Consider the following 23,323-nt stretch of genomic DNA (forward strand, 5'->3'; position numbering starts at 1 on the left):
GCCGTGGTGCGCGCTCAGCGCCGGTGGGTGGCGGCGACGCGGGCCACCTCCTCGTAGATGCCGGTGAGCACGTTGAGCGTGCGGGTGGCGGCGGCGAGGCGCTCGGCAAAGCCGGGCAGGCCGTGGATCTCCTCGATGAGCAGGCGCCGGCGCAGGGCGCCGTAGGCGTCGGTCACCTGCCGGCCCTCCTCGGTGGCGCGCCAGGTGATGCCGGTGCGGCTGGAGCCCTGCTTCTCCACCAGCCCCGCGCCGAGCAGCTTGCGCAGCGCGTACTGGATGTTGGGGATGTCGTCGCGGTTGGTGAGCCGGGCGAGCTCCTTCACCGATTTCGGCCGGTCGTTCATGCGGATCACGTGCAGCAGCGCGTTCTCCGGCCCGGTGGCGGCGAGATCGGACACCGAGGCGAGGCATTCCGCCTGCCAGCGGTTGAACCCCTCGAAGGCCCGCATCAGGGCGAATTCGAGCTCGCTCGTCGCCACCTCGGGCGGGCTCTCGGAGAGATGCCAGGAAAGGTCGAGATCGCCGCGCCGGGGCTGCGGCTCGTCGCTGTCGGTCATGGGCGCGCTCCTCTGGGCAGGGCCGGGGCCCGGCAGATGACGATAGCGCCACGCTTGACGCAATGCCAAGTTTGGATAGACTTTCAATGCAAAAATTAATTCAAAACATATCCGCCGGGCCCGCCAGGGCTTCCGGCGGCCGACAAGGAGAGACCGCATGGCCGAAAACCTCATGCTGCGCCGCGAGGGCTTCAAGCTCGGCACGTTTTCCTCGAACTGCTCCTCGGGGATGACGGTGACGAAGATCCCCGAGCGCTGGGACGCGAGCTGGGAGAACAACCTGAAGCTGGGCCGGATGCTCGACGAGGCCGGCATCGACTTCATGCTGCCCATCGCGCGCTGGATCGGCTATGGCGGCGAGACCGATTTCCACGGCGGCGTGCTGGAGCCGGTGGTCTGGGCCACGGCGCTGCTCGCCTCCACGCAGCGCATCTCGGTGTTTGCCACGGTGCACACGGCGGCGAACAACCCGGTGGTGACCGCAAAGCAGATCGCCACCATGGACCAGGTGGGGGGCGGGCGCGCCGGGCTCAACATCGTCGCCGGCTGGAACAAGCCGGAATACGAGGCGCTGGGCCTCGACCTGCCGGCCGACCACGAGACCCGCTACGGCTATGCGCAGGAGTGGTTCGACGTGGTGCGCAAGCTCTGGCAGAGCGACACGCATTTCGACTGGGAGGGCGAGTATTTCCATCTGCGCGGGGTGAAGGGCGCGCCGGGGCCGGTGCGCGGCGGCGTGCCGATCCTGAATGCCGCGGGCTCGGGGCAGGGGCGCGAGTTCGCCACTCGCAACGCCGACTACCTGTTCACCCCGGCCATCGACCTCACCCGCTCGGTCGACGAGATCGCGGCGCTGAAGGCGCAGGCGGCGGGCAAGGGGCGCGAGGTGGGGGTGCTCACCTTCTCCCACGTGATCTGCCGCGAGACCGAGGCCGAGGCCCGCGACTGGCTCACCCACACCGCGGAGACGAATGCCGACTGGGAGGCAGTGGACAACCTGGTGAAGCTGCAGTTCGCCCATGCCCAGAGTTTCCCCCATGACCTGCTGGCGCAGATCCGCCACCTGATGGCGGCAGGCCATGGCGGCTACCCGCTCGTCGGCACGCCCGAGCAGGTGGTCGAGGGCATCCTGAGCCTGCACGCGGCGGGCTTTGCCGGCACCACCCTGTCCTTCGTCGATTACGCGGAGGAGTTTCCCTTCTTCCGCGACCGGGTGCTGCCGCTGCTCGCGCAGGCCGGCATCCGCTGAGGCGCCGCCGTCATCGCGCCGCCGTCATCGCGCCGCCCGGGCCGGCCGGGCGGCGAGCAGGGCCTCGATGTGCCCGAGGCCGGTGTCCAGCAACTCCGCCCGGCGCTCGATCACCTCGTGCCGGGCGAAGATGACGTTGAACTGTCCGGGGGCCTCGAAATCCCGCGCCACCGGGAAGAGACCGGCCTGGGCCAGGGCCTCCGTCACCTCGTCGGCGCGGGCGCCCTCCCTCCAGTACCCGAAGCTCTCGAGCTCGATGAACAGGATCGCGGTGTCGGCCAGCACCCGGCCGCCGCCGCGGATCACCTGCATCTGCGCCCCTTCCACGTCGATCCAGAGCGCGTGTGGCGCGGGGATGGCATACATGCGGCGCAGGGCGTTGAGGGGGATGGTGCTCACCGTCACCTCCTCGTAGCGCACCTCGCCCTGGGCGCGGGGGCAGAGGCTGCCGATGGGATTGACCGGAGGCAGGCCGCGCCCGTCGATCGCGCGGGGGATGCGCAGGCGCGCGGTGCCGATGCTGCCCGCCGCCGCGGCATGGATGTAGCGTACCCGGGCGCGGATCGCGTCCCGCGCGAAGCGGGCGTAGACATGGGGGTTCGCCTCCAGCGCGTAGGCGGCGAGGTCGGGGCGCAAGGCGAGGGCGCGACGGCTCATCCCGGCCTCGAAGGCCCCGATCTCGAGCGTGCTGGCCACCGGTTCCTGCTCGAGCAGCGCGGCGAACATGTCCTGCAGCCGCTCGGCCAGGGCGAGGCGCAACGGGCTGTCCACCGGCTCGCCCTCGCGGTCCAGCAGCCGGGCAGCCTCGTGAAGACCGGCGAGGCGCGTGGCCATCTGCCCGGCCATGTCGGCCGGGGCACGCTCCGCACCGCCCTGTCGCATCGTCTCCCCTGTGCCGTGCATCCGCTTGCGCTCCGCCTTGCCGGTGATGCGCATCAGGTAAGGGCAGGGAGGTAAATTTCCGGTTCCCGTGCCCCTTCCCGGGCCCGGCGCACGTGGCGTCTATGCCTGGCGGCGCGCAATGGCCTATGCTGCCCGCAGATCGCCGGCCGCAGAGCGGCGGCGCGGGCATGCATCGGGGGGGAGCGCGGCATGGCACATCCGGCAATCGCAGAGGGGAACGTGGCGGTGGTCACGGGCGGGGCGAGCGGCATCGGCCTTGCCGCCGCGCAGGCCTTCGCCGCGGCCGGCATGCGGGTGGTGATCGCCGATCTGCCGGGCGCTGCGCCGGAGCAGGCGGCGGAGCGGCTCGCCGCCGGCGGGGCGCGGGTGATCGGCCATGCCACCGATGTCACCCGCCCGCAGGAGATCGCCGGGCTCAAGGCCGCGGCAGATGCGCTGGGCCGGGTGAGCGTGCTGATGAACAACGCCGGGCGCGAGGGCGGCGGCAGGATCCTGGCGCCGGAGCCGGTCTGGCGTGACACGCTGGAGACCAACCTGTGGGGCGTGCTGCACGGCATCCGCGCCTTCGTGCCCGACATGATCGCGGCGGGAGGGCCGGCGGCGGTGGTGTGCACCGGCTCGAAGCAGGGCATCACCCTGCCGCCCGGCGACACCGCCTACAACGTGAGCAAGGCGGCACTGAAGGCGCTCACCGAGTCGCTCTCCCACGATCTGGTGCAGGAGACCGGCGGCCGGGTGAGCGCGCACCTGCTGATCCCCGGCTTCACCTGGACCGGCTTCACCCGCCGGCGCGGGGTCGCGGCGCGGCCCGATGCGGCCTGGACCCCGGAGCAGGTGGCGGAGCGGCTTCTGGCCGGGATGGCGGCGGGGGATTTCTACATCCTCTGCCCCGACGGCGAGACCGACCGCGAGACCGACCTGCGCCGCATGCGCTGGAGTTTCGGCGACATCCTGGAGAACCGCCCTGCGCTGTCGCGCTGGCACCCGGAGCATGCCGGGGCGTTCCGCGCCTGGATGGCCGGCGAGGGCTGAGCCCGCCCGCCCGCGCATGACAGCCACCCGAATCCGCCCACCGAGAGGGAATTCCGCATGTCCTACACCCCCGCTGACACACGCTACGACACCATGGTCTACCGCCGCTGCGGCCGCTCCGGGCTGCAGCTTCCGGCGGTATCGCTGGGCCTGTGGCACAATTTCGGCCAGGACCGGCCGCATGCGCTCAAGCGCGAGATCTGCCGGACGGCCTTCGACCTCGGCATCACGCATTTCGACCTTGCCAACAACTACGGCCCCCCGCCCGGGGCGGCGGAGGAGGCCTTCGGCGAGATCCTGCGCAGTGATTTCCGCGGCTACCGCGACGAGCTGGTGATCTCCTCCAAGGCCGGCTACCTGATGTGGCCCGGGCCCTACGGCGCCTGGGGCAGCCGCAAGCAGATCATCGCCTCCTGCGAGCAGTCGCTGAAGCGGCTGGGGGTCGACTATGTCGACATCTTCTACTCCCACCGGGTCGACCCGGACACGCCGCTGGAAGAGACGATGGGTGCCCTCGACACGCTGGTGCGGCAGGGCAAGGCGCTCTATGTCGGCCTCTCCTCCTACAACACCCAGCGCACGCGGGAGGCGGCGGAGATCCTGCGCGGGCTCGGCACGCCCTGCCTCATCCACCAGCCGAGCTACAACATGCTCAACCGCTGGGTGGAGACCGACGGGCTGAAGGACACCCTGGCCGAGCTCGGCATCGGCTCCATCGCCTTCACGCCGCTGGCCCAGGGCATGCTGAGCGCGAAATACCTGCGCGGCATCCCGGAGGGCTCGCGCGCGACGCAGGGCAAGACGCTGCGGCCCGAATTTCTCTCGGCGCGGGCGGTGGAGCACCTGCGCAAGCTCGACGAGATCGCCCGGGCCCGCGGCCAGAGCCTGGCGCAGATGGCCATCGCCTGGGTGCTGCGGGGCGGCGGCATCACCTCGGCGCTCATCGGCGCCTCGCGCCCGGAGCAGGTGACCGATTGCGCCGGCGCGGTGGAAAACCTGGAGTTCACCGGGGAAGAGCTGCGCGAGATCGACACCTACGCCACCGAGGAGGACATCAACCTGTGGGCCGCCTCCTCGAGCGCCTGAGGGGGAGCGCCGGACGCTCCGCCCCCCGCGCGGCTCAGCCGACGGGCTCCGCCTCGCGCACCCCGGCCGGGGCGAAGGCCGCCTGCGCCGCGTGTTTGACGAAATCCACCACCCGGCGCTCGAAGGCCTCGCCCTCGGGGCTGAAGCAGGCGCGCGGGCGGTGCCAGGTGTAGTCCGCGCCGGGCCGGGGGATGGCGAAGGCGGTCACCTGCGGCGCGATCTGCCGCACACCGGCGGCGCGATCGTTGTTGGCGCCGGGCCAGGTGTCGAGCCCCAGCAGGATGCGCCCCTGCGTGCCCCAGCGCCGGCCGATCGCCTCCCAGAGCGCCAGCAAGGGCGCGTCGAGCGCGCGGGCGGGGGTCTTGGTATGGGCGACGAGCACCACCGGCGCCGGGTCGCGCATGATCTCGTCGAGCACCGCCATGCGCCGCGCGTAGGTGCTGCGCAGCAGGCCGAAGTCCTCCGCGGCGAAGCGCTCGTCCGCCTCGTGATTGAACTTCACGTCGTAGCGGGTGTTGACGCAGATGTTGCGCTCGGGGCGGAACGCGAGGTTCGCGGGGTCCATGTAGCCGTCGAAGCCGTTGCCGATCAGCTCGGTGACACTGGCCAGCGGGTGGACGGCAAGGTCGAAGGGGCCGCTGCGGTCGCCGATGCCGGAAAAGCCGCGCACGCCCCAGCGGGCGAGCACCGTGCGGGCGAAGCAGTCCTCGCCGAGCGAGACGAAGCGGATGCCGCAGAACAGGGGGAGGTTGCGGCGCCGCTCCTCCGCGAGGCCGATCATCCGGTCGAAGTAATCGGTGACCAGGGCCGCGGAGGCGTCGCGGGCCTCGCGAAGCGCCGCGATGTCGCGGGCGGACACGCTGAAGCCCTTCTGCGCCGTGTTGAGGAAGATGTCGCTGAGCATGCCGGTCAGGCGGTGGCGGATGTCGGTCTCGTCGAACCTGTCGTTCGCAAGCTGGTCCAGATCCATGGGTCTCACGCAATCACAAAGGTTAATAAATTGTTAAGGTGCACATGCATATTCCGGGTGGAGGGCGGGCGAAAGCGGAATCTCGGATGTCCCGCGGGTCTTCGGGGCCACGATCGCGGCCTGTCCCGTGCCGGAAGGCCGCCGCGCCCCGGCCATCGCGCCGACGTTCACCGGGGGGCAGCCGGGCACGCTGGTCCGGCAGAGGGTCGGCTGGCGCGCCAGGTTCCGGGCCAGGGCGCGGTGGCGCTGGCCGGCATTGCCGCCCTGCGGCCGCGGCCCGCGCCGGCCGGGCTCATGGAACAGGTGCCTTCGGCCTGACCGCGCCGGGCCATGGCGGCTCCTTCACCGTCCTGGCCTCCATCCTGAGGGAGATCACCGGCTTTCCGGCCGGTTCGGTGAGCCTGGTGCTCTGCGGCCCGGCCATCGCGGCCTTCACCCTCGGCCTCGGTGCCGCGCCCCGGGGTGTCTGCGCCGCTGGTGGGTGGAGCGGCGTGCCCGACCGGCGCGGGGCCGGACGGCCGCGGCCATCGCGGGCTTGACCCGGCGCGCGGGGCGGTCAGGGTAGGGGGATCCGGCCCGGCGTCCTGCCGGGCCGCGCCACCCTACCGCCCGCAGCACCCGCGGCGGGCCCCCGGAGCAGGAAAATGACCCAGATCGAGACGAACCCGCGCGGCACCGGAACCGGGCTGCGCCTGCCCTCGCGCCCCGAGCCGCTGCTGATGGACCCCGCCGAGACCGCCATCGTGGTGGTGGACATGCAGAATGCCTATGCCTCGCCCGGCGGCTACCTCGACCATGCGGGCCTTGTCTCGGCCACCACGCCGGGGGTGATCGAAAACTGCGTGCGGGTGATCGAGGCCGGCCGCGCGGCGGGCATGACCATCCTCTACTTCCAGAACGGCTGGGACCCCGACTACGTGGAGGCCGGCGGCCCCGGCTCGCCGAACTGGCACAAGTCGAACGCCCTGCGCACCATGCGCGCCCGCCCCGAGCTGCAGGGCAAGCTGCTGGCGCGCGGCGGCTGGGACCACGCGCTCATCGAGCGCATGCAGCCCGCGCCCGGCGAGATCGTGATGCACAAGCCGCGCTACTCGGGCGTGTTCAACACCGGCTTCGACAGCCAGATGCGCGCCCGCGGCATCCGCAACCTGGTGTTCTGCGGCATCGCGACGAATGTCTGCGTGGAGTCCACCCTGCGCGACTGTTTCCATCTCGAGTATTTCTGCGTGCTGCTCGAGGATGCCGCCGGTGCCTCGGGCCCCGAGTTCATGCAGGCGGCCTCGGTGTTCAACGTCGAGGCCTTCTTCGGCTGGGTGTCGAACACCGCCGATTTCACTGCCGCGGTGGCAGGGCTGGCGGCGGCGCAGGCCGCCGAGTGAGCCCCCGGGGCGGGCGGTTAGCGCCGGCACGGCCCGCCACCGCCTTTCCCTCCTCCTCCTCCTCTGACGCCGCCGCCTCTGCCGCGCCCGGCCGGGCCTGCCGGCAGGTGACACCGACATGGCAAACGGCCCGCCACCGGGCCGCAGCCCGCGGGCCGGGAAGCCTGCGGGCCGAGCCCGGCTGTCTGATGCGCGGGGGTCGGGCGTGCCGGTCGCCGATGGCCTTCGCGGAGGGGCATCCGCGCCTCTCGAATCGCGGCGTTTCGGGCCGGGATGCGAGGCAAGGCGTCACGGGCATACCGGCCATGCTCGAATACCATGGGTATACCGAAATGTGGAACTTAATCTGTTAACCTGTTGGTTTCCGCGCCATTTCAGCGTCTTGTGTGGTATACCTGCGGAATATTCTTGGCGCTCCATGGGGTCGGGAGTGGTTGCGGATCGGGAACGGGGCGCGTAATGCGACCATCCATCTCATGTACGGGATGTCGCATGTTCCACCCATCGGCAGGACAGAGTTGATGACAGATTTGCCCGGCTACCCAAGCCGCCGAGGCTTCCTCAAGGTTTCGGCCGCGGGGCTGGCCCTTTCCGGGGTCGCGCTCGACGCGAAGGCGCAGGACGCCCAGCCCCCGGTTCCCCTCGATCGTTACGAACCCGAATATCTCACCGCGGACGAATGGGCCTTCGTGATGGCCGCCACCGCGCGGCTCATCCCCTCCGAGGGCGACGGGCCGGGCGCCATCGAGGCACGCGTGCCGGTGTTCATCGACCTGCAGCTTGCCGGTGACTACGGCACCGCCGACGACTGGTACATGGTCGGCCCGCACGACGCGGAGGCCGCGCCCGACCGCGGCTGGCAGACGCCGCTCACCCCGGCCGGGCTCTACCGAGAGGCCATCCCGGCCTTCGACGCCTGGTGTGCCGAGACCCATGGCGCCGCCTTCGCCGCGCTCGACGGGCAGGCGCAGGACGCCGCGCTCACCGCGCTGCAGAAGGGCGAGGTGCCGCTGGCGCCGGAGCTCAGCCCGTTCTTCGCCACCCTGCTCGCCAACACCAAGGAAGGCTACTTCGCCGACCCGATGTACGGCGGCAACCACGGCATGCAGTCCTGGGTCTACATCGGCTTCCCGGGTGCGCGCGCCGCCTTCCGCGAGTGGCCCGAGCGCCACAACGTGAAATATCCGCTGGGCCCGGTGTCCATCAAAGGCGAGAGGGCCTGAACATGGCACGTCAGGACAAGAAACGCGACGTGGTGATCGTCGGCCTCGGCTGGACCGGGTCGATCGCCGGTATCGAGCTGGCGCGCGAGGGGCTCGACATCCTCGCCCTCGAGCGCGGCCATGACCAGGCCACGGTGCCGGACTTCAAGTATCCCAACCAGATCGACGAGCTGAAATACGGCGTGCGTCTGAAGATGATGCAGAAGCCGAGCCGGCAGACCGTCACCGTGCGCCGTAGCGGCGACGAGACGGCGCTGCCCTACCGCTCGCTCGGCTCCTTCCTGCCGGGCAACGGCGTGGGCGGTGCGGGCACGCACTGGAACGGCCTCAACTGGCGCCCCCAGCCCGAGGAACTGCGCCTGCGCTCCTACGTGGCCGAGAACTGGGGCGAAGAGATCATCCCCGAGGGCATGAACCTCGGCGACTACCCGGTGAGCTACGACGAGCTCGAGCCCTTCTTCACCCATTTCGAGAAGGTGGCCGGCATCTCCGGCAAGGCGGGCAACCTCAAGGGTGAGATCCGGGAGGGCGGAAACCCCTTCGAGGGCTGGCGCTCCGAGGAGTTCCCCATGCCGCCGCTGCCCACCACCTACGACAGCTCGAAGTTCCGCGACGCCTGCCTCGCGGCCGGCTACCACCCGTTCCAGGCCTCCGCGGGCATCGCCTCGACCGCCTACGTGAACCCGTATGGCATGCAGATGGGCCCGTGCAACTTCTGCGGCTTCTGCGAGCGCTACGGCTGCTACCAGTACTCCAAGTCCTCGCCGCAGACGGCCATCCTCGATGCGCTCAAGCGCATGCCCAACTTCGAGTACCGCACCGAATCCGAGGTGCTGCGCGTGGAGCTGGCCGAGGACGGCAAGACCGCGACCGGTGTCACCTACTGGGACGAGGCCGCACAGGAGGAGGTGTTCCAGCCCGCGGACATCGTCATCCTGTCGAGCTTCTCGCTCAACAACGTGCACCTGATGCTGCTCTCGGGGCTGGGCGAGGCCTATGACCCGCTCACCGGCACCGGCACGCTGGGCAAGAACTACGCCTATCAGATGAACGGCGGCGTCTCGCTGTTCTTCGAGGACGCGGAGTTCAACCCCTTCGTGGGCCACGGCGCGAACGGCGTGTGCATCGACGATTTCTCGGTGAACCAGAACGATTTCGGCGCGCTCGGCTTCATCGGCGGCTCCTACTGGCGCTCGGGCACGTTCAACGGCCAGCCCATCCGCTCGATGCCGCTGCCCAAGGGCACGCCCTCCTGGGGGGCGGGCTGGAAGGAGGGCATCGGCAAGTGGTACGGCCACGCGATGTCCATCGGCTCGCACGGCTCGCACATGGCCTATGCGAACAACCACCTCGACCTCGACCCCACCTACACCGACCGCCACGGCCGGCCGCTGATGCGCATGACGTTCAACTGGCAGGACAACGACCTGAAGATGAACCAGTACCAGAAATCCCGCATGGAGCCGCTCGCCGCCTCCATGAACCCGGATGTCATGCAGTCCAGCTTCAAGGGCATCGGCGCGCAGTACGACGTGCGCCCCTACCAGACCACGCACAACACCGGCGGGCACATCATGTCCGAGACCGCCCGCGAGGGCGCGGTCAACCGCTACTGCCAGACCTGGAAGGCGCACAACGTCTTCGCCATGGGCGCCGGCAACTTCGTGCAGAACACCCAGTACAACCCGACCGGCCTCGTCGGCGGCCTGGCCTACTGGACGGTCCAGGCGATCCGCACCCAGTACCTGTCGAACCCGCGGCCGCTGGTCTGAGGAGCGCGCAGATGAAAACCTTCCTGAAGATCATCGCCGGGCTGGTGGTTCTGGGCGTCGTCGCCCTGCTGGCCTTCATCCTCGTGCCGGTGCAGCGCACCGCGCCCACGGAGCAGCTCGCGGCCGACTGGGCGCCGCAGCCCGGGCAGGGCGAATACGTGATGCGCGCGGGCGACTGTGCCGCCTGCCACACCGCGCCGGGCGGCGAGCCCATGGCCGGTGGCCGCGCCATCGCGAGCCCGATGGGCACGATCTGGGCCACCAACATCACCCCCGATGCCGAGACCGGCATCGGCGGCTGGTCGCTCGACGACTTCCGCGCGGCCCTGGTCGACGGCGTGGCGCCGGACGGCACGCATCTCTACCCCGCGATGCCCTACGAGAACTACCGCTTCATGAGCGAGGAGGACATCCGTGCCCTCTACGACTACCTGATGAACGAGGTGGCGCCGGTGCGCAACGAGGTGGCGGAGACCGAGCTCTCCTTCCCCTTCAACCTGCGCTTCGGCATCCGGGCGTGGAACTGGGTGGCGCTGCGCGGCGAGGCGGGCTTCCACCCCGAAGCCTCCGACGCGCTGCAGGCCCGCGGCCAGTACCTCGTCGAGGGGCCGGGCCATTGTGCCGCCTGCCACAGCCCGCGCAACGCGGTGATGGCACAGGACGGGGTGCATGCCGGCGACGCGGGCTTCCTTGCCGGCGGCGTGGTGGGGGACTGGGGCGCGCCCGCGCTGCACGGGCCCGCCTCCGCGGTGAAGGACTGGAGCGTGGCCGCGCTGGCAGGCTACCTCGCCAGCGGCCGCAACGTGCATTCCGCCGCCAATGGCGAGATGGGGCTCGTGGTGGCGGAATCGCTGCAGCATCTCTCCGATGCCGACAACATCGCCATGGCCGCCTTCCTCAAGGGGCTCGACGGCGCGGTGGGCGAGGTGCCGCAGGAGCTGGCCGCCGCGCCCTCCGGCCATGCCATGCCCCCCGAGCCGGCCGATGCCGCCGGCCGGGAGACCGCCCGGATGCTCACCGAGGCACAGCCCGACATGCCGCTGGGCGCGCGGCTCTACCTCGACAATTGCTCCGGTTGCCACTTCGTGACCGGCAAGGGCGCGCCGGAGATCTTCCCCGAGCTGCAGGGCAACACCCTCGTCACCTCGGCGCAGACCGCGCCGCTGATCTCCGTCATCCTTCACGGGGCGAGCCTGCCCTCCACAGCCAGGCGGCCGCTGCATCTCGCGATGCAGGGCTACGCCGACCGGCTGGGGGATGACGAGATCGCGGCGCTGAGCAGCTTCCTGCGCGAGGCCTGGGGCAATGATGCGGGCCCGGTGAGCGCGGGCGACGTCGCCGCGGTGCGCGCGGCTGCACCCGCGCACTGAGCCGCGCCGCAGCGGCCATGACACGACGGAAGGGGCCGGCCCGCAGCCGGCCCCTCTTGCGTTTGCGGCCCGGCGCTCAGGCCGCCAGCCGCGAGGTGAAGAACCCGTCGAGATGCTCCACCGCCTCGGAGACATGGGCGTCGACGTGGTACATCTCGTAGTGCCCCGCGCCCTCGACCACGTGGAAGGCCTTGTCCGGGCCGGGGGCCATGTCGAACAGCGCCCGGCTCTGCTCATGCGCCCGGGTCTCGCCGCGCCTGCCGTTCGCGATCACCAGCAGCGGCTGCGCGAGCAGCTCCGGCACGAGGTGGAAGCCGTCGAAGGCGAGGATATGCGCGAAGCTGGTGAAATGCAGGCGGTTGGTGGAATTCTCGTGGCGCCAGGGCGGCTCGCGGTAGAAGGCGACGGCCTGCAGCAGGTCGGGGTCGCTCACCCCCTGCGCATGCGCCTCGGCGAGGCTGTCGGGGATCCAGGGCTCCTGCCGCGGCGGGGCGCCGCGCGCCTCGGCCCTGCGCTGACGGGCCACCTCGTCGAGCAGTTCGGACCGGGCCTGCGGGCTCAGCATGGTGCGGAAGGCGGCGCCGATGTTCGAGCCCACCACCGTGGCGAGCGCGCGGAAACGGCGGTCGGTGAGGGCCGCGCGCACCGCGTAGCCGCCGCCCGCGCAGATGCCGAGCAGGCCGATGCGCCCGGCGTCGACGAAGGGCAGGGTGGCGAGATGGTCGGCTGCCGCCAGCAGGTCTGCCACGCGCAGGGCAGGGTCCTCGAGCCCGCGCGGCAGCCCCTCGCTCGCGCCCTGGCAGGAGGGGTCGAACGCCAGCACCACGAAGCCGCGCGCCGCCAGCCGGGCGCCGTAGATCGCGGCCACCTGCTCCTTCACGCTGCTGCCCGGCGTGGCGAGCAGCAGGCAGGGGTGGCGGCGGCTCTCCTCGAAGCCTTCCGGCAGGTGCAGCACCGCGGCAAGGGAATGCTCCCCGCTGCGGAAGCCGGTGTTCCGTGTCGTGGCGGGCATGGGCTATACCTCCTGCAGGCCGATGTGAAGTTTCGAGCGGGAGGTGGTTTCAAAAATGAACTATGTCAAGTCATGAACCATGATCTCTCCTCGGCCGCGCGGGTGTGGCGGCTCAACTTCCTGCTCTCCACCGCCACGCTGAGCGCGATGGCGCCGGACCTCGAGGCGCTGGGGCTCGCGGGCAAGGAATTCTTCGTGCTCGACGGCATAGAGGACCGGCCCTTTCCCGCCGCGCTCGCCCGCTACCTGTCGCTGTCGCGGCCCAATCTCACCCAGCATCTCAAGGCGTTGCAGGCACGCGGCCTGATTTCGCGCAGTGTCGATGCGCGGGACCTGCGCCGCCACCGGCTGGTGCTCACCGATGCGGGGCGCGCATGTCTCGGCCAGGCGCGCGAGGCGCTGTCGCGGCGCTACGAGGAGAAGCTGCAACGGCTGAGTGCGGCCGAGCGGGCGGCCTTCGCCGGCCTGCTGGAAAAGCTGGTGGGCGGAGAGGAGGGGGCCTGAGCGCCCGTCCTGCCCGGCCCCGCTTCCCGCTCAGCTCCGGCGCTGCCAGCCGCGCGCGTGGTCGACCAGGGCGCGCAGCTTCGGCGCCATGTTGCGGCGCTGCGGGAAGTAGAGGAAGAACCCCGGGAACGGCGGCAGGAACTCCTCGAGCAGCGGCACCAGCCGGCCGCTCTCGAACGAGGTGCGCAGGCATTCCTCCGGCGCGAAGGTGATGCCGCCGCCGGCGCGCGCGAGGCGCAGCATCAGCCGCAGGTCGTTCGTGGTGGCCTGCGGGGCGACGGCCACGTCGAAGGGCAGGCCGTTCTCGACGAATTCCCAGCGATGCGGCGCCGTGTCCGGCGCGATGCGCCAGCCGATGCAGCGATGGTGCACGAGGTCGCGCGGGTGGGCGGGTGCGCCGCGTTCCGCGAGGTAGGAGGGCGCGGCGGCCGCCCGCTCGCGCTGCTCCGCGCCGAGCGGCACCGCGATCATGTCCTTCTCGATCACCTCTCCCAGCCGCACCCCGGCATCGAAGCCGCGGGAGACGATGTCGAAGTCCTCGTCGGTCACGGTCACGTCCAGGGTGATGTCGGGATAGCGCGCGAGGAAGGCCGCGAGCAGCGGACCGGAGAGGAAGGGCTCGGCGATCGAGGTGGCGGTGAGGCGCAGGTGGCCGCGCGGACCGGTGGCGGCGCTCGCCTCGTCGAGCGAGGAGCGGATGTCGGAGAGCGGGGCCGCGAGCGCGCCCACGAGCCTCGCGCCCGCCTCGGTGAGGTGGACCGCCCGCGTGGTGCGCAGCACGAGCGCGGTGCCGAGCTGGTCCTCCATCCGGCGGATGGCCTGGCTCACGGCCGAGCGGGTGACGCCCAGCCTGTCGGCCGCGGCGCGGAAGTTGCGCTCCTCCGCGACGGCGACGAGCACGGGCAGCAGGTTCAGGTCCATCGGCATTGTCCAGCGTTGCTAACCGGTTCGTACAGCATCGGGCGGCTACAGGCGACAGGAAACCGCCGCCATCTTCGCCCGGACCCCACCGAAGAAGGAGACGGACATGGACAAGGTCATTCTGATCACCGGCGCCTCGAGCGGTATCGGCGAGGGCATCGCCCGCGCTCTCGCTCCCACCGGCGCGCGGCTGCTGCTCGGCGCGCGGCGCACCGACCGGCTCGAGGCACTCGCGGCCGACATCCGCGCGGAAGGCGGCACGGCGGAAGTCTTCGAGCTCGACGTGACGAGCCGCAGCCAGATGGCGGATTTCGCCCGCACCGCGCTCGACCTCTGGGGCCGCATCGACGTGCTGGTGAACAATGCCGGGCTGATGCCGCTCTCGCCGCTTTCCGCCGGCAAGCACGACGAATGGGAGCGCATGGTCGACGTGAACATCAAGGGCGTGCTCTGGGGCATTGCCGCGGTGCAGCCGGTGATGGACCGGCAGGGCTCCGGGCAGGTGATCAACATCGCCTCCATCGCGGCGCTGCAGGTGGTGCCCACCGCCGCGGTCTACTCGGCGACGAAATTCGCGGTGCGCGCCCTCTCGGACGGGCTGCGGCAGGAGAGCAACCACATCCGGGTCACCTGCGTGAACCCCGGCGTGGTGGAAAGCGAACTCGCCGCCACCATCACCCATGCCGGGACCCGCGACTTGATGGACGGCTACCGCGCCGTGGCGCTGAAGCCGGCCGATATCGGCCGCGCCCTGCGCCAGATCATCGAGGCGCCCGGGACGGTGGACACCACCGAGATCACCATCCGCCCCACCGCCTCGCCGAACTGATCGCCATCGCCCCGGGGAAAGGGCCGGTGGCCCGGCCCGCCCCGCCCCGGGGCACGCGGGAAGGAGCATGCGGCCGGGCCCCGGGTCATGCAGGCTGCGTCCCCGCGGACGCCGCGTTCGGCGGCCCGACGAGGACCCTTCCGGTCGCTCCCCTCCGCGGGGGCGGCGCGTCTCGCGGGCCCTGCGCTGGCGCACCGGGGGCGGCGAACCGGCCGTCGGGGCGGATGCCGGGGGCCGCGGCGGGAACATAGTCCGGCGGGAACTGTTCAGGGGCCGTCATCACTCAACGCAGAGGAGCGGACCATGGCACTGTTCTCGAAAGACATCGAAACCCTCGAACAGCTCTACCTCCACATGGTGCAGGACATCTACTACGCTGAAAAGCAGATCGAGAAGTCGCTGCCCAGGATGATCGAGAAGGCGAGCAACGCCGAGCTCAAGACCGGCTTCGAAGGGCATCTCGGCGAAACCCGCGGCCACGTGGAGCGGCTGGAGGAGGTGTTCCGCCTCATCGGCGAGGAGCCGAAGGGCGCCACCTGCCCGGCGATCGACGGCATCATCAAGGAAGCCAACGAGGTGGCCGGCGACATTGCCGACCAGAACGTGCTCGACGCGGCCCTGGCCGCTGCGGCGCAGGCCGTGGAGCACTACGAGATGACGCGCTACGGCACGCTCATCGCGTGGTCGGAGGAGCTTGGCCGCCCCGAATGCGCCGAGATCCTCAGGAAGACCCTCGAGGAGGAGAAGGCCGCCGACGAGAAGCTCACCAGGGTCGCGAACGCACGGCTCAACCGGGCCGCCTGAGGCAGCTCCCCGGCGGCCGGCAATCGCGACCGGTCGCCGGGGGCGTCGGGCCGCCCGAGGCGACGCGCCTGGGGCCGCGCCCGTGCAGGCCCCGCCGGCAGGACGGCCGGTGGGGCTCCCCTTCGCTTGGCGGGCAAGGTGTCGGGGCCGCCGAGACATCTCGCGGGCGGTGCCTGACCGATCGCGCAGGCCGGTGCCCCGACCGCCGCAAGGATGGGGCTGATCGCTCGCCGTTCCCCCGGACAGTCACTCCACTTCCACCCGGATCAGCAAGGTGCCGCGCAAGTGGCAGCCTCTCCGCGCGGTCCCTCCCGGGCGGGGAGAGCGATCGCCGCCGGTCGGTCGGGCTGCGGGGCCATGCCGCCGTCTCGGGAAGGCCGGCCCGGGAACATTGTCGGCGGATCGCTGTTTCGGTCTTAAACGGAGGTACTCGATGAACAAGCATGAGACTGGACGGCACCGCGGCCTCGGGGGCCGTGACCTCGCCCTGATCCTGGGCACGGGGCTCCTCGCGGCCGGTGCGGTGACATTCTGGCACCATTCGCGACAACCGCGGCCGCCGGTGCCGCCCGACAGCGCGCCGGGGCGGACCAGCCGGCAGGGCCGCTACGGCGACTACGCGGTCTCGGGCCGCAGCGTGACGATCAACCGCCCGAGGGGGGAGGTCTACGCCTTCTGGCGCGACTTCTCGAACCTCTCGCGCTTCATGTCCAACGTCGCGGCGGTGAAGACCGAGGGCGACCTCACCACCTGGACCATCGCCGCCCCCGCGGGGCGCACCGTGACGGTCCGGACCCGCATCGTCTCCGAGCGCGAGAACGAGGAGATCGTCTGGCGCTCGGTCGAGGGCTCGGACATCGACACCGAGGGCAAGGTGTCGTTCCGCGATGCGCCCGGCGGACGCGGCACCGAGGTGGAGGCCGTCATCGCCTATGTCCCCCCCGTCGGTCGCCTCGGGCAGATGATCGCGAAGCTGTTCGGGAGGGAGCCGCGCATCCAGGGCAGGCATGAACTCAAGCGGCTGAAGATGCTGATGGAGACCGGTGAGGTGGCGACGTCGCGGAACCGCGTGACAGATTGAGGAGAGCAATATGCGAGCGCTGACCTATCACGGAACCCACGACGTGCGCGTCGACACCGTGCCCGACCCGCAGATCGTCAACCCGCGCGACGCGGTGATCGAGGTGACGGCCACCGCCATCTGCGGCTCCGACCTGCATCTCTACGACGGGGTGATCCCCGGCGTGATGCGGGGCGACATCCTGGGCCACGAGTTCATGGGCCGCGTGGTCGAGACCGGCCGCGAGAGCACGCTGAAGAAGGGCCAGCGCGTGGTGGTGCCCTTCACCATCTCCTGCGGCAAGTGCTTCCACTGCATGAAACAGCAGTACTCGGCCTGCGACAATTCGAACCCGGCCGAGAAGCAGGACCTCACCGAGCCGCTCTACGGCGAGGCGCTCTCGGGTCTCTTCGGCTATTCCCAGCTCACCGGCGGCTACCCCGGCGGCCAGGCGGAATATGTCCGCGTGCCCTTCTCCGACGTGGGGCCGATCGTGATCCCCGACGGCCCGTCCGACGAGGAGGTGCTGTTTCTCTCCGACATCCTGCCCACCGGATGGATGGCCGCGGAGAACTGCGATATCGAGGAGGGCGATACCGTCGCGGTCTGGGGCTGCGGGCCGGTGGGCCTGTTCGCGGTGCAGAGCGCGCTGCTGATGGGCGCGCACCAGGTCATCGCGATCGATCACTATCCCAACCGTCTCGACCTCGCGCGCAAGCTCGGGGCGAAGGTGATCGACTATCGCCGGACGCATGTGCTGGAGGCCGTGCGCGAGATGACCGGCGGCATCGGCCCCGACGCGGTTATCGACGCGGTCGGCATGGAGAGCCATGGCTTCCAGCCCGACAACGCGATGGACACGGTGAAGCAGAAGATCGGCATCGGTGCCGACCGTGGCCACGTGCTGCGCGAGGCGATCATGGCCGTGCGCAAGGGCGGGCGGGTTTCCATGCCGGGTGTCTACGGCGGCTTTCTCGACAAGTTCCCCACCGGGGCCTTCATGGAGAAGGGCCTGCAATGGCGCACCGGGCAGACCCATGTGCAGAAGTACACCCATGACCTGCTCCGCCGCATCCAGGAGGGCGAGATCGACACGACCTTCCTGATCTCGCACCGCCTGCCGCTCGAAGAGGCACCGCGGGGCTACAGGAACTTCCACTCCAATCAGGACGAGTGGACCAAGGTGGTCCTGACGCCGGGATCCTGAGGAGGGAGCAGCGGCAGAGGGAGGCGGACGCGCCGTGATCCCCGGCGCCCCTGCCGGGCGCGCCCGGGGCTGTGCGGGGGGAACGGGAATTCATCCTTCGCGCGGCGGGGCGCGTTCGGAACCCGACTGGACTGCCTGCGTTCCGGCGCCTGCCGAGGCGGCGCCATCGCGACGGTGACACTCGTTGCTCCAGGCGACTGCACCCATGGCGTTGCACCGGCAGGGTGCGTGGATGCGGCCGAGGAGCCGAAACCTGCCGAGGGATGGGAGCTGGGGCTACGGCCGGGCGGGCCCGCGACCGCCCGGCCGAGCCGGGCCCCGCTCGATGTACGGGCCCGAGGGATCCCGGCCAGGTGGTCCGGCCGGTACGGAGGAGGCGCGACCCTGGCGCTTCCGGCGCGTGCTGATCCGCCCGAGAGTGCATGCCGCGCGGCCTCCGGCGCCCCGCGCCGTGAAGGCAGGCCCGCCGGATCTCCACCGCAAGGACGGTCTCCGCGCTCCGCTCCTGCCGCGCCGACAGGCCGGCGCTGCACCGGGAAGAGGCATCGCTCCTCCCGCGCGGCCAGGACGGTGCCGGGTTCATCGCCGGTGCCGACCTGCGCCGGCGCCGCCATCGGCCAGCCCCGTGGGGGCTGCCCTGACGGCATCGCGAGGCGCGGCGCTCAGATCATCGGAATGCCGCCGGTGACTTCGACCGTCGCGCCGTTCGTGTAGCTCGAGAGCGGATCGGCAAGCATGACGAAGGCGGTGGCGAGCTCGGCGGGCTGGGCGGGGCGGCCCATCGGCTTGTTCTCGCCGAAATGCGCCACGGCCTCCTCGGGCAGCGTGGCGGGGATCAGGGGGGTCCAGACCGGCCCGGGGGCCACGCAGTTCGCGCGGATGCCGCGCGGCGCCAGCATCTGGGCCAGCCCGGCCGTGAAGTTCTGGATCGCCCCCTTGGTGGCGGCATATGCCAGCAGCCCCGGGTTGGGCTTGTCGGAGTTGATCGAGGCGGTGTTGATGATCGCTCCCCCCCTGTCCATGAGCGGCACGGCCGCCTTGCACAGGTAGAACATCGAATGGATGTTGGTGCGGAAGGTCATCTCCCACTCCTCGTCGGGAATGTCCTCCAGCGTGTCGAAATGCATCTGGTGGGCGGCGTTGTTCACGAGGATGTCGAACCGCCCGAAGGCCTCGTGGGTGCCGCGGACGAGCGCGCGGCAGTGATCGGCGCTCTGGATGTCGCCGGGCATGACGAAGGCCCGGCGTCCGGCCTCTTCCACCAGCGCACGCGTGACGTCCGCGTCCTCGTGCTCCTCCAGGCAGGAGATCATCACGTCGGCGCCCTCGCGCGCATAGGCCAGCGCAACGGCGCGGCCGATGCCGCTGTCGCCGCCGGTGACGAGGGCGGCCATGCCTTCGAGCTTGCCGGACCCCTTGTAGCTGTCCTCCCCGTGATCGGGGCGCGGCTCCATGCGGTCGGTGCGGCCGGGCGGGCTCTGGGGCTGTTCGGGGAAGGGGGGCTTGGGATGGTTCATCGCGTCTCTCCGTGTTCGTGTCATTGGGCTAACAGCCACGAACACGCGATGTTCCGGCCCGCGCCGCAGGGATTGCGGCCGGTGCGCCTGGCGTCGGGGCAGGTCGCTCCGCGAAAGCGAGGAGGATCGTCTCGCGGCGGGCCTCGCGCACCGGGGCCGGCGGGTGGGCAGAAAAATGTTCACCACCCACTAGACGACTGGTCTGTTTATTGCTATGTAGCTGCACATGAGAGACGAAACACAAAGCAGCAGCGTTCGGGAGCACATCCTGTCGTCCGCCCAGACCATCATGAGTGGAAAGGGGTTTTCGGCGGTGGGACTGAACGAGATACTGAAAGCGGCAGATGTTCCGAAGGGGTCGTTCTATCACTACTTCGGCTCCAAGGAGGCCTTCGGAGAGGCACTGCTCGAGCGGTATTTCGAAAGATACCTGGCCGCAATGGAGGAGCAGTTTTCCCGGTCGGACAGCACCGGGGCCGAGCGCCTGCTGGCCTATTGGTCGCATTGGGTCGAGACCCAGGCGACCGACGATCCGCAGGACAAATGTCTTGTCGTCAAGCTCGCAGCCGAGGTTTCGGACCTGTCCGAGGCGATGCGGCGCGTGCTCTTGCAGGGGACGGGAAACATCTGCGCCAGGCTGACCGCGATCATCGAGGTCGGCATCGCCGACGGGTCGCTGTCGGTGAGGGAACGTCCCCGCGACCTCGCGGCGGAGCTCTACCAGTACTGGCTCGGGGCCAGCCTGATCGCCAAGATCAGCCAGGGCGACGCACCGCTCAGGGCCGCTCTCGAGGTCACGAAAGCCCGGCTGCTCTGATCGCACGGGTTGACGGGCACCGGAATGACCCTATCTGTGCCAAGGATAGAGACGACTGGTCTACTAGATATGGCCGGTCTGCAGAATTGAAATGAGGACGGGGCCATCCATGGCCCCGGCTCCGGCCCGAAGCAGGGTCCTCCCTGGGGCGCATTGCCCCGCAAACGACTGAAAAGGAATGAAGTGATGAAAGTTCTGATCGTTCTGACCTCGCACGACACCCTCGGAGACACCGGCCGCAAGACCGGCTTCTGGCTCGAGGAACTGGCAGCGCCCTATTTCGCCTTCCGCGACGCGGGCGCCGACATCACCCTGGCCTCGCCCAAGGGCGGCCAGCCGCCGCTGGACCCGGTGAGCAACTCGCCCGACTTCCAGACCGACGACACGCGCCGCTTCGAGGCGGATGCCGGGGCCATCGCGGCGCTCGCCAGCACGGTGAAGCTGTCCGAGGTCGACGCGGGCGACTATGATGCCGTCTTCTATCCGGGCGGCCATGGTCCGCTCTGGGACCTGACGGTCGACCCCGCTTCCATCGCGCTGATCGAAGCCTTCAATGCGGCGGAGAAGCCGATGGGGCTCGTGTGCCACGCGCCCGGCGTGCTGCGTGACGTGAAGGGCGCCGACGGCGCGCCGATCGTGAAGGGCCGCAGGGTCACGGGCTTCAGCAACACGGAGGAAGAAGGCGTGGGCCTGACCAACGTCGTTCCCTACCTCGTCGAGGATGCCCTGAAGGCGAAGGGCGCCGAGTTCGTGAAGGGCGAGGACTGGGGGTCCTTCGTCGTGGAGGACGGGCTGCTGATCACCGGCCAGAACCCCGCGTCCTCCGCCGAAGCCGCGCAGCGCGTGATTGCCGCGCTCGCGGCACGGGGCGCCGCGTGATGCCTGCCTACGTGGTGATGATCCGCGAGAAGACCGGCGACCCTGCCGAGATGGCGCTCTACCGCGAGAAGGCGCCGCTGGCCCGGCAGGGTCATGAGCTTTCTCCCGTTGCCTTCTACGGCGCCCGGGAGGTGCTCGAGGGTCCGGAATTCGAAGGGGCCGCGATCCTGGCCTTTCCGGACATGGACGCCGCGCGCGCCTGGTATCACAGCCCGGCCTATCAGGCCGCCCGCCGGCATCGGCTGGCCGGCAGCGAGACGCGGGTCTTCATGATCGACGGTGTCTGAGCACAGGCTCGCATCCCTCCCCGGGCGGTACGCCGCCCGGGATCTCCATTCCCGCGTCAGCCCCTGTCTCCCCGCCCGCGGCGCGCGGCGGAAGCGGCGCGGCTGTCCACGCCTTGCCCGGAGGACAGGATATGCCCCGCACGATCGAAACACGCACCCGTGAGGAGGTCGGCGCCATGCTCGCCCTGCCAGGGGCGCGGGCCGGGCGCATCGGGCTTGCGTATTGCAGTGCCGTGGTCGGCGCGGCGGCACGGCGCGTCGCGTTCGCCCGCCGGGGCGGCAGCCAGCCGGGCTGCATCAGGCGCGCCACCGACAAGGCCTGGAGTGCCGCGATGGTCCGGCAGCCCACCGATGCGCCCGGCGCGCTCGGCCAGCCGGGTGCCGAGCTCTTCCGCATCCGGCACGGACATGACGGCCGGGTCGTCGTCTTCGGCGGCGGTATCCCGGTGATGCGCGATGGCCGCGTCACGGGCGCCATCGGCACCAGCGCCGGAACGGTGGCCCAGGACGTGCGGGTCGCGCGGCCCGGCATCGGCGCGCTCTGAGCGCTCCGGCCACCAGCCCTCTTTCGAAGGTTTGTCCCATGACCATGAACATGACGCCCGGACGGCATGAGCCCGTCGACACCCGCCGCGGCAAGCCCGCTCTCTCCGCGACAGTCGTGAGTGGTCTGCCGCTCTGGCTCGGCCTTGTCAGCGTGTTCGCCGTAGGGGTGGAGCTTCGCCCCGCCATCGCTTCGATCGGCCCTCTGCTGCCGAGCCTGAGCGAGGCATTCGACATCTCCGGCACGCAGGTCGCCGTGCTGACCGCCATTCCGCCTTTCCTGATGGGGGTGCTCGCGCTGCCGTCTCCCTGGCTGGCGCAGCGGTTCGGGCGCAACCCGGTCATCATCGCCGCCATCCTGCTGGTGACCCTCGCCACGGCGGCGCGGGCGTTGATCGAGACCAGCTTGATGCTGTTCGTGACCACCTCGGCCGTCGGCGCGGGCATTGCCGTGGCGGGCGCGCTGATCGGGGGGTTCGTCAAAAGCAACTTTCCGCAGCGCGTGACCCTGTTCATGGGCCTCTACGCCATGTCGCTGGGGCTCGGCGCAACGCTGTCGGCGGCTCTGACCGGGCCCCTGGCCAGCCTGGCGGACACCTGGCGCGTGGGTGCCGGCGTCTGGGTCGTGCCGGGCCTGTCCGCCATCGCGGCCTGGATCATCGTATCGCGCCGCGAACCGGCCCGGCCCGTGTCCGCCGGTCCTGCCAGACGGGCCCGCCTTCCGCTTGCAAACCCGGCGGCCTGGCGCATCGCCATCTACTTCGCGGCCAACAACATCCTGTTCTTCGGCGTCCTGGTCTGGCTCGTCACGCTGATCATTGAACGCGGCCACGATGCGGCCACGGCGGGGCTGGCGCTCACGACCTACACCATCGCCTTCATGATCGCCAATCCGCTGCCCGGGCTCTTCGGGCACAAGGGCGACCGGAGAATCCACATCGGCCTTGCGGCCCTGTTCATCCTGTCGGGCGTCCTGGGGCTGCTTCTGGTGCCCGGAGCGCCGCCCTGCGCCTTTGTCGCGCTGCTGGCCCTGGGGGTGGGAAGCTCGTTCACGCTGGGCATGACCCTGCCACTGGTCCACACGTCGGATTCGGAGGAGGCGACCGCCTGGAACGCGTTCGTGCTGGCCTTCGGCTACGGGGTCGGCGCGCTGGGGCCGCTCATGGTGGGGCTGCTGCACGACCGATCGGGCGACATGCAGCTGCCGCTCTGGATGCTGGCCGGCGTCACGCTCGTGATGGTGCTGCTCGCCCCCTTCCTCGGAGGCGCCGACAAGCTGCGCTCCGCCCGCTAGGATCGGCCGGGACTGCGGGCATGCGCCCCGGCGCGGCCCGAAGTGCCGGCGAAGGCCCGGGGCCGGGGGGGTGACACCGCGGCCCCGTCGGGGTGTCCGTCACGCCCC

General features: G+C 70.5%; 23 protein-coding genes. 17 read left to right on the forward strand and 6 right to left on the reverse strand.

The features are described 5' to 3' along the window. Nucleotides 1-14: 14 nt before the first annotated feature. Nucleotides 15-557 (reverse strand): winged helix DNA-binding protein, encoded by a 543-nt coding sequence (locus D3P35_RS09200; RefSeq protein WP_118134420.1) that lies wholly within the window; start codon nt 555-557, stop codon nt 15-17. A 157-nt stretch (nt 558-714) separates the two neighbouring features. On the opposite strand from D3P35_RS09200, the gene D3P35_RS09205 reads away from it, so the two are divergent. Further along, a complete protein-coding gene (locus D3P35_RS09205; RefSeq protein WP_118134421.1) occupies nt 715-1,806 on the forward strand; it encodes an LLM class flavin-dependent oxidoreductase in 1,092 nt (363 codons plus the stop codon). A gap of 24 nt (nt 1,807-1,830) precedes the next feature. Here the strand turns inward: D3P35_RS09205 and D3P35_RS09210 are convergent, their stop codons facing one another. Then, nucleotides 1,831-2,688 (reverse strand): FkbM family methyltransferase, encoded by an 858-nt coding sequence (locus D3P35_RS09210; protein ID WP_157982083.1) that lies wholly within the window; start codon nt 2,686-2,688, stop codon nt 1,831-1,833. 210 nt (nt 2,689-2,898) lie between these two features. Between D3P35_RS09210 and D3P35_RS09215 the strand changes: the two genes are divergently transcribed. Both D3P35_RS09215 and mgrA read left to right on the forward strand, forming a co-directional pair. After that, nucleotides 2,899-3,741, forward strand: a complete 843-nt coding sequence (locus D3P35_RS09215; RefSeq protein WP_118134423.1) for an SDR family NAD(P)-dependent oxidoreductase — start codon at nt 2,899-2,901, stop codon at nt 3,739-3,741. 57 nt (nt 3,742-3,798) lie between these two features. Beyond that, nucleotides 3,799-4,827, forward strand: coding sequence for an L-glyceraldehyde 3-phosphate reductase (gene mgrA / locus D3P35_RS09220; RefSeq protein WP_118134424.1), 1,029 nt, complete (start codon nt 3,799-3,801; stop codon nt 4,825-4,827). Nucleotides 4,828-4,861: 34 nt separating this feature from the next. On the opposite strand, the gene D3P35_RS09225 is transcribed toward mgrA, so the two are convergent. Next, nucleotides 4,862-5,797, reverse strand: coding sequence for a DUF1796 family putative cysteine peptidase (locus tag D3P35_RS09225; protein WP_118134425.1), 936 nt, complete (start codon nt 5,795-5,797; stop codon nt 4,862-4,864). 644 nt (nt 5,798-6,441) lie between these two features. Here D3P35_RS09225 and D3P35_RS09230 point away from each other — a divergent pair. The 4 genes from D3P35_RS09230 to D3P35_RS09245 all read left to right on the forward strand — a co-directional run bounded on the left by D3P35_RS09230 (nt 6,442) and on the right by D3P35_RS09245 (nt 11,541). Further along, nucleotides 6,442-7,176, forward strand: a complete 735-nt coding sequence (locus tag D3P35_RS09230; RefSeq protein ID WP_118134426.1) for an isochorismatase family protein — start codon at nt 6,442-6,444, stop codon at nt 7,174-7,176. Nucleotides 7,177-7,697: 521 nt separating this feature from the next. After that, nucleotides 7,698-8,399 carry a gluconate 2-dehydrogenase subunit 3 family protein gene (locus D3P35_RS09235; protein WP_118134427.1) on the forward strand — a complete coding sequence of 234 codons (702 nt, stop codon included), beginning with the start codon at nt 7,698-7,700 and terminating at the stop codon, nt 8,397-8,399. A gap of 2 nt (nt 8,400-8,401) precedes the next feature. Beyond that, on the forward strand, nt 8,402-10,171 hold the full coding sequence (locus D3P35_RS09240) for a GMC family oxidoreductase (RefSeq protein ID WP_118134428.1): 1,770 nt from the start codon (nt 8,402-8,404) through the stop codon (nt 10,169-10,171). 11 nt (nt 10,172-10,182) lie between these two features. Then, the gene (locus D3P35_RS09245) at nt 10,183-11,541 is read left to right on the forward strand and encodes a cytochrome c (RefSeq protein ID WP_118134429.1); all 1,359 of its coding nucleotides are present in this window, start codon (nt 10,183-10,185) and stop codon (nt 11,539-11,541) included. A gap of 76 nt (nt 11,542-11,617) precedes the next feature. Here the strand turns inward: D3P35_RS09245 and D3P35_RS09250 are convergent, their stop codons facing one another. Continuing rightward, nucleotides 11,618-12,553 carry an alpha/beta hydrolase gene (locus tag D3P35_RS09250; protein WP_118134430.1) on the reverse strand — a complete coding sequence of 312 codons (936 nt, stop codon included), beginning with the start codon at nt 12,551-12,553 and terminating at the stop codon, nt 11,618-11,620. A gap of 72 nt (nt 12,554-12,625) precedes the next feature. Between D3P35_RS09250 and D3P35_RS09255 the strand changes: the two genes are divergently transcribed. Beyond that, on the forward strand, nt 12,626-13,057 hold the full coding sequence (locus D3P35_RS09255; protein WP_157982084.1) for a MarR family winged helix-turn-helix transcriptional regulator: 432 nt from the start codon (nt 12,626-12,628) through the stop codon (nt 13,055-13,057). A gap of 30 nt (nt 13,058-13,087) precedes the next feature. On the opposite strand, the gene D3P35_RS09260 is transcribed toward D3P35_RS09255, so the two are convergent. After that, entirely contained in the window at nt 13,088-13,978 is an 891-nt protein-coding gene (locus D3P35_RS09260) for a LysR family transcriptional regulator (protein ID WP_198670523.1), read from the reverse strand. Between the two features lie 106 nt (nt 13,979-14,084). Here D3P35_RS09260 and D3P35_RS09265 point away from each other — a divergent pair, with 106 nt between their 5' ends. The 4 genes from D3P35_RS09265 (at nt 14,085) to D3P35_RS09280 (ending at nt 17,878) form a co-directional block, all read left to right on the forward strand. Further along, nucleotides 14,085-14,807, forward strand: coding sequence for an SDR family oxidoreductase (locus D3P35_RS09265; protein ID WP_118134432.1), 723 nt, complete (start codon nt 14,085-14,087; stop codon nt 14,805-14,807). Nucleotides 14,808-15,110: 303 nt separating this feature from the next. Beyond that, on the forward strand, nt 15,111-15,611 hold the full coding sequence (locus D3P35_RS09270; protein WP_118134433.1) for a ferritin-like domain-containing protein: 501 nt from the start codon (nt 15,111-15,113) through the stop codon (nt 15,609-15,611). 433 nt (nt 15,612-16,044) lie between these two features. Continuing rightward, nucleotides 16,045-16,692, forward strand: coding sequence for an SRPBCC family protein (locus D3P35_RS09275; RefSeq protein ID WP_118134434.1), 648 nt, complete (start codon nt 16,045-16,047; stop codon nt 16,690-16,692). A 10-nt stretch (nt 16,693-16,702) separates the two neighbouring features. Beyond that, nucleotides 16,703-17,878 (forward strand): zinc-dependent alcohol dehydrogenase, encoded by a 1,176-nt coding sequence (locus tag D3P35_RS09280; RefSeq protein WP_118134435.1) that lies wholly within the window; start codon nt 16,703-16,705, stop codon nt 17,876-17,878. A 662-nt stretch (nt 17,879-18,540) separates the two neighbouring features. On the opposite strand, the gene D3P35_RS09285 is transcribed toward D3P35_RS09280, so the two are convergent. Continuing rightward, nucleotides 18,541-19,395, reverse strand: a complete 855-nt coding sequence (locus D3P35_RS09285) for an SDR family oxidoreductase (RefSeq protein ID WP_198670524.1) — start codon at nt 19,393-19,395, stop codon at nt 18,541-18,543. 226 nt (nt 19,396-19,621) lie between these two features. On the opposite strand from D3P35_RS09285, the gene D3P35_RS09290 reads away from it, so the two are divergent. The 5 genes from D3P35_RS09290 (at nt 19,622) to D3P35_RS09310 (ending at nt 23,215) form a co-directional block, all read left to right on the forward strand. After that, nucleotides 19,622-20,212, forward strand: a complete 591-nt coding sequence (locus D3P35_RS09290) for a TetR/AcrR family transcriptional regulator (protein WP_118134436.1) — start codon at nt 19,622-19,624, stop codon at nt 20,210-20,212. A gap of 186 nt (nt 20,213-20,398) precedes the next feature. Next, nucleotides 20,399-21,091, forward strand: coding sequence for a type 1 glutamine amidotransferase domain-containing protein (locus D3P35_RS09295; protein WP_118134437.1), 693 nt, complete (start codon nt 20,399-20,401; stop codon nt 21,089-21,091). After that, nucleotides 21,091-21,378, forward strand: a complete 288-nt coding sequence (locus D3P35_RS09300) for a DUF1330 domain-containing protein (RefSeq protein ID WP_118134438.1) — start codon at nt 21,091-21,093, stop codon at nt 21,376-21,378. Before D3P35_RS09295 ends, D3P35_RS09300 begins: the two co-directional genes overlap by 1 nt. Nucleotides 21,379-21,509: 131 nt before the next feature. Further along, a complete protein-coding gene (locus tag D3P35_RS09305; RefSeq protein ID WP_118134439.1) occupies nt 21,510-21,923 on the forward strand; it encodes a heme-binding protein in 414 nt (137 codons plus the stop codon). A gap of 38 nt (nt 21,924-21,961) precedes the next feature. Beyond that, nucleotides 21,962-23,215, forward strand: coding sequence for a CynX/NimT family MFS transporter (locus tag D3P35_RS09310; protein ID WP_198670525.1), 1,254 nt, complete (start codon nt 21,962-21,964; stop codon nt 23,213-23,215). Nucleotides 23,216-23,323 lie beyond the last annotated feature (108 nt).

Origin of the sequence: Oceanicella sp. SM1341, assembly GCF_003448965.1 — a bacterium.
In the GTDB taxonomy this organism is placed as follows: Bacteria; Pseudomonadota; Alphaproteobacteria; order Rhodobacterales; family Rhodobacteraceae; genus Paroceanicella.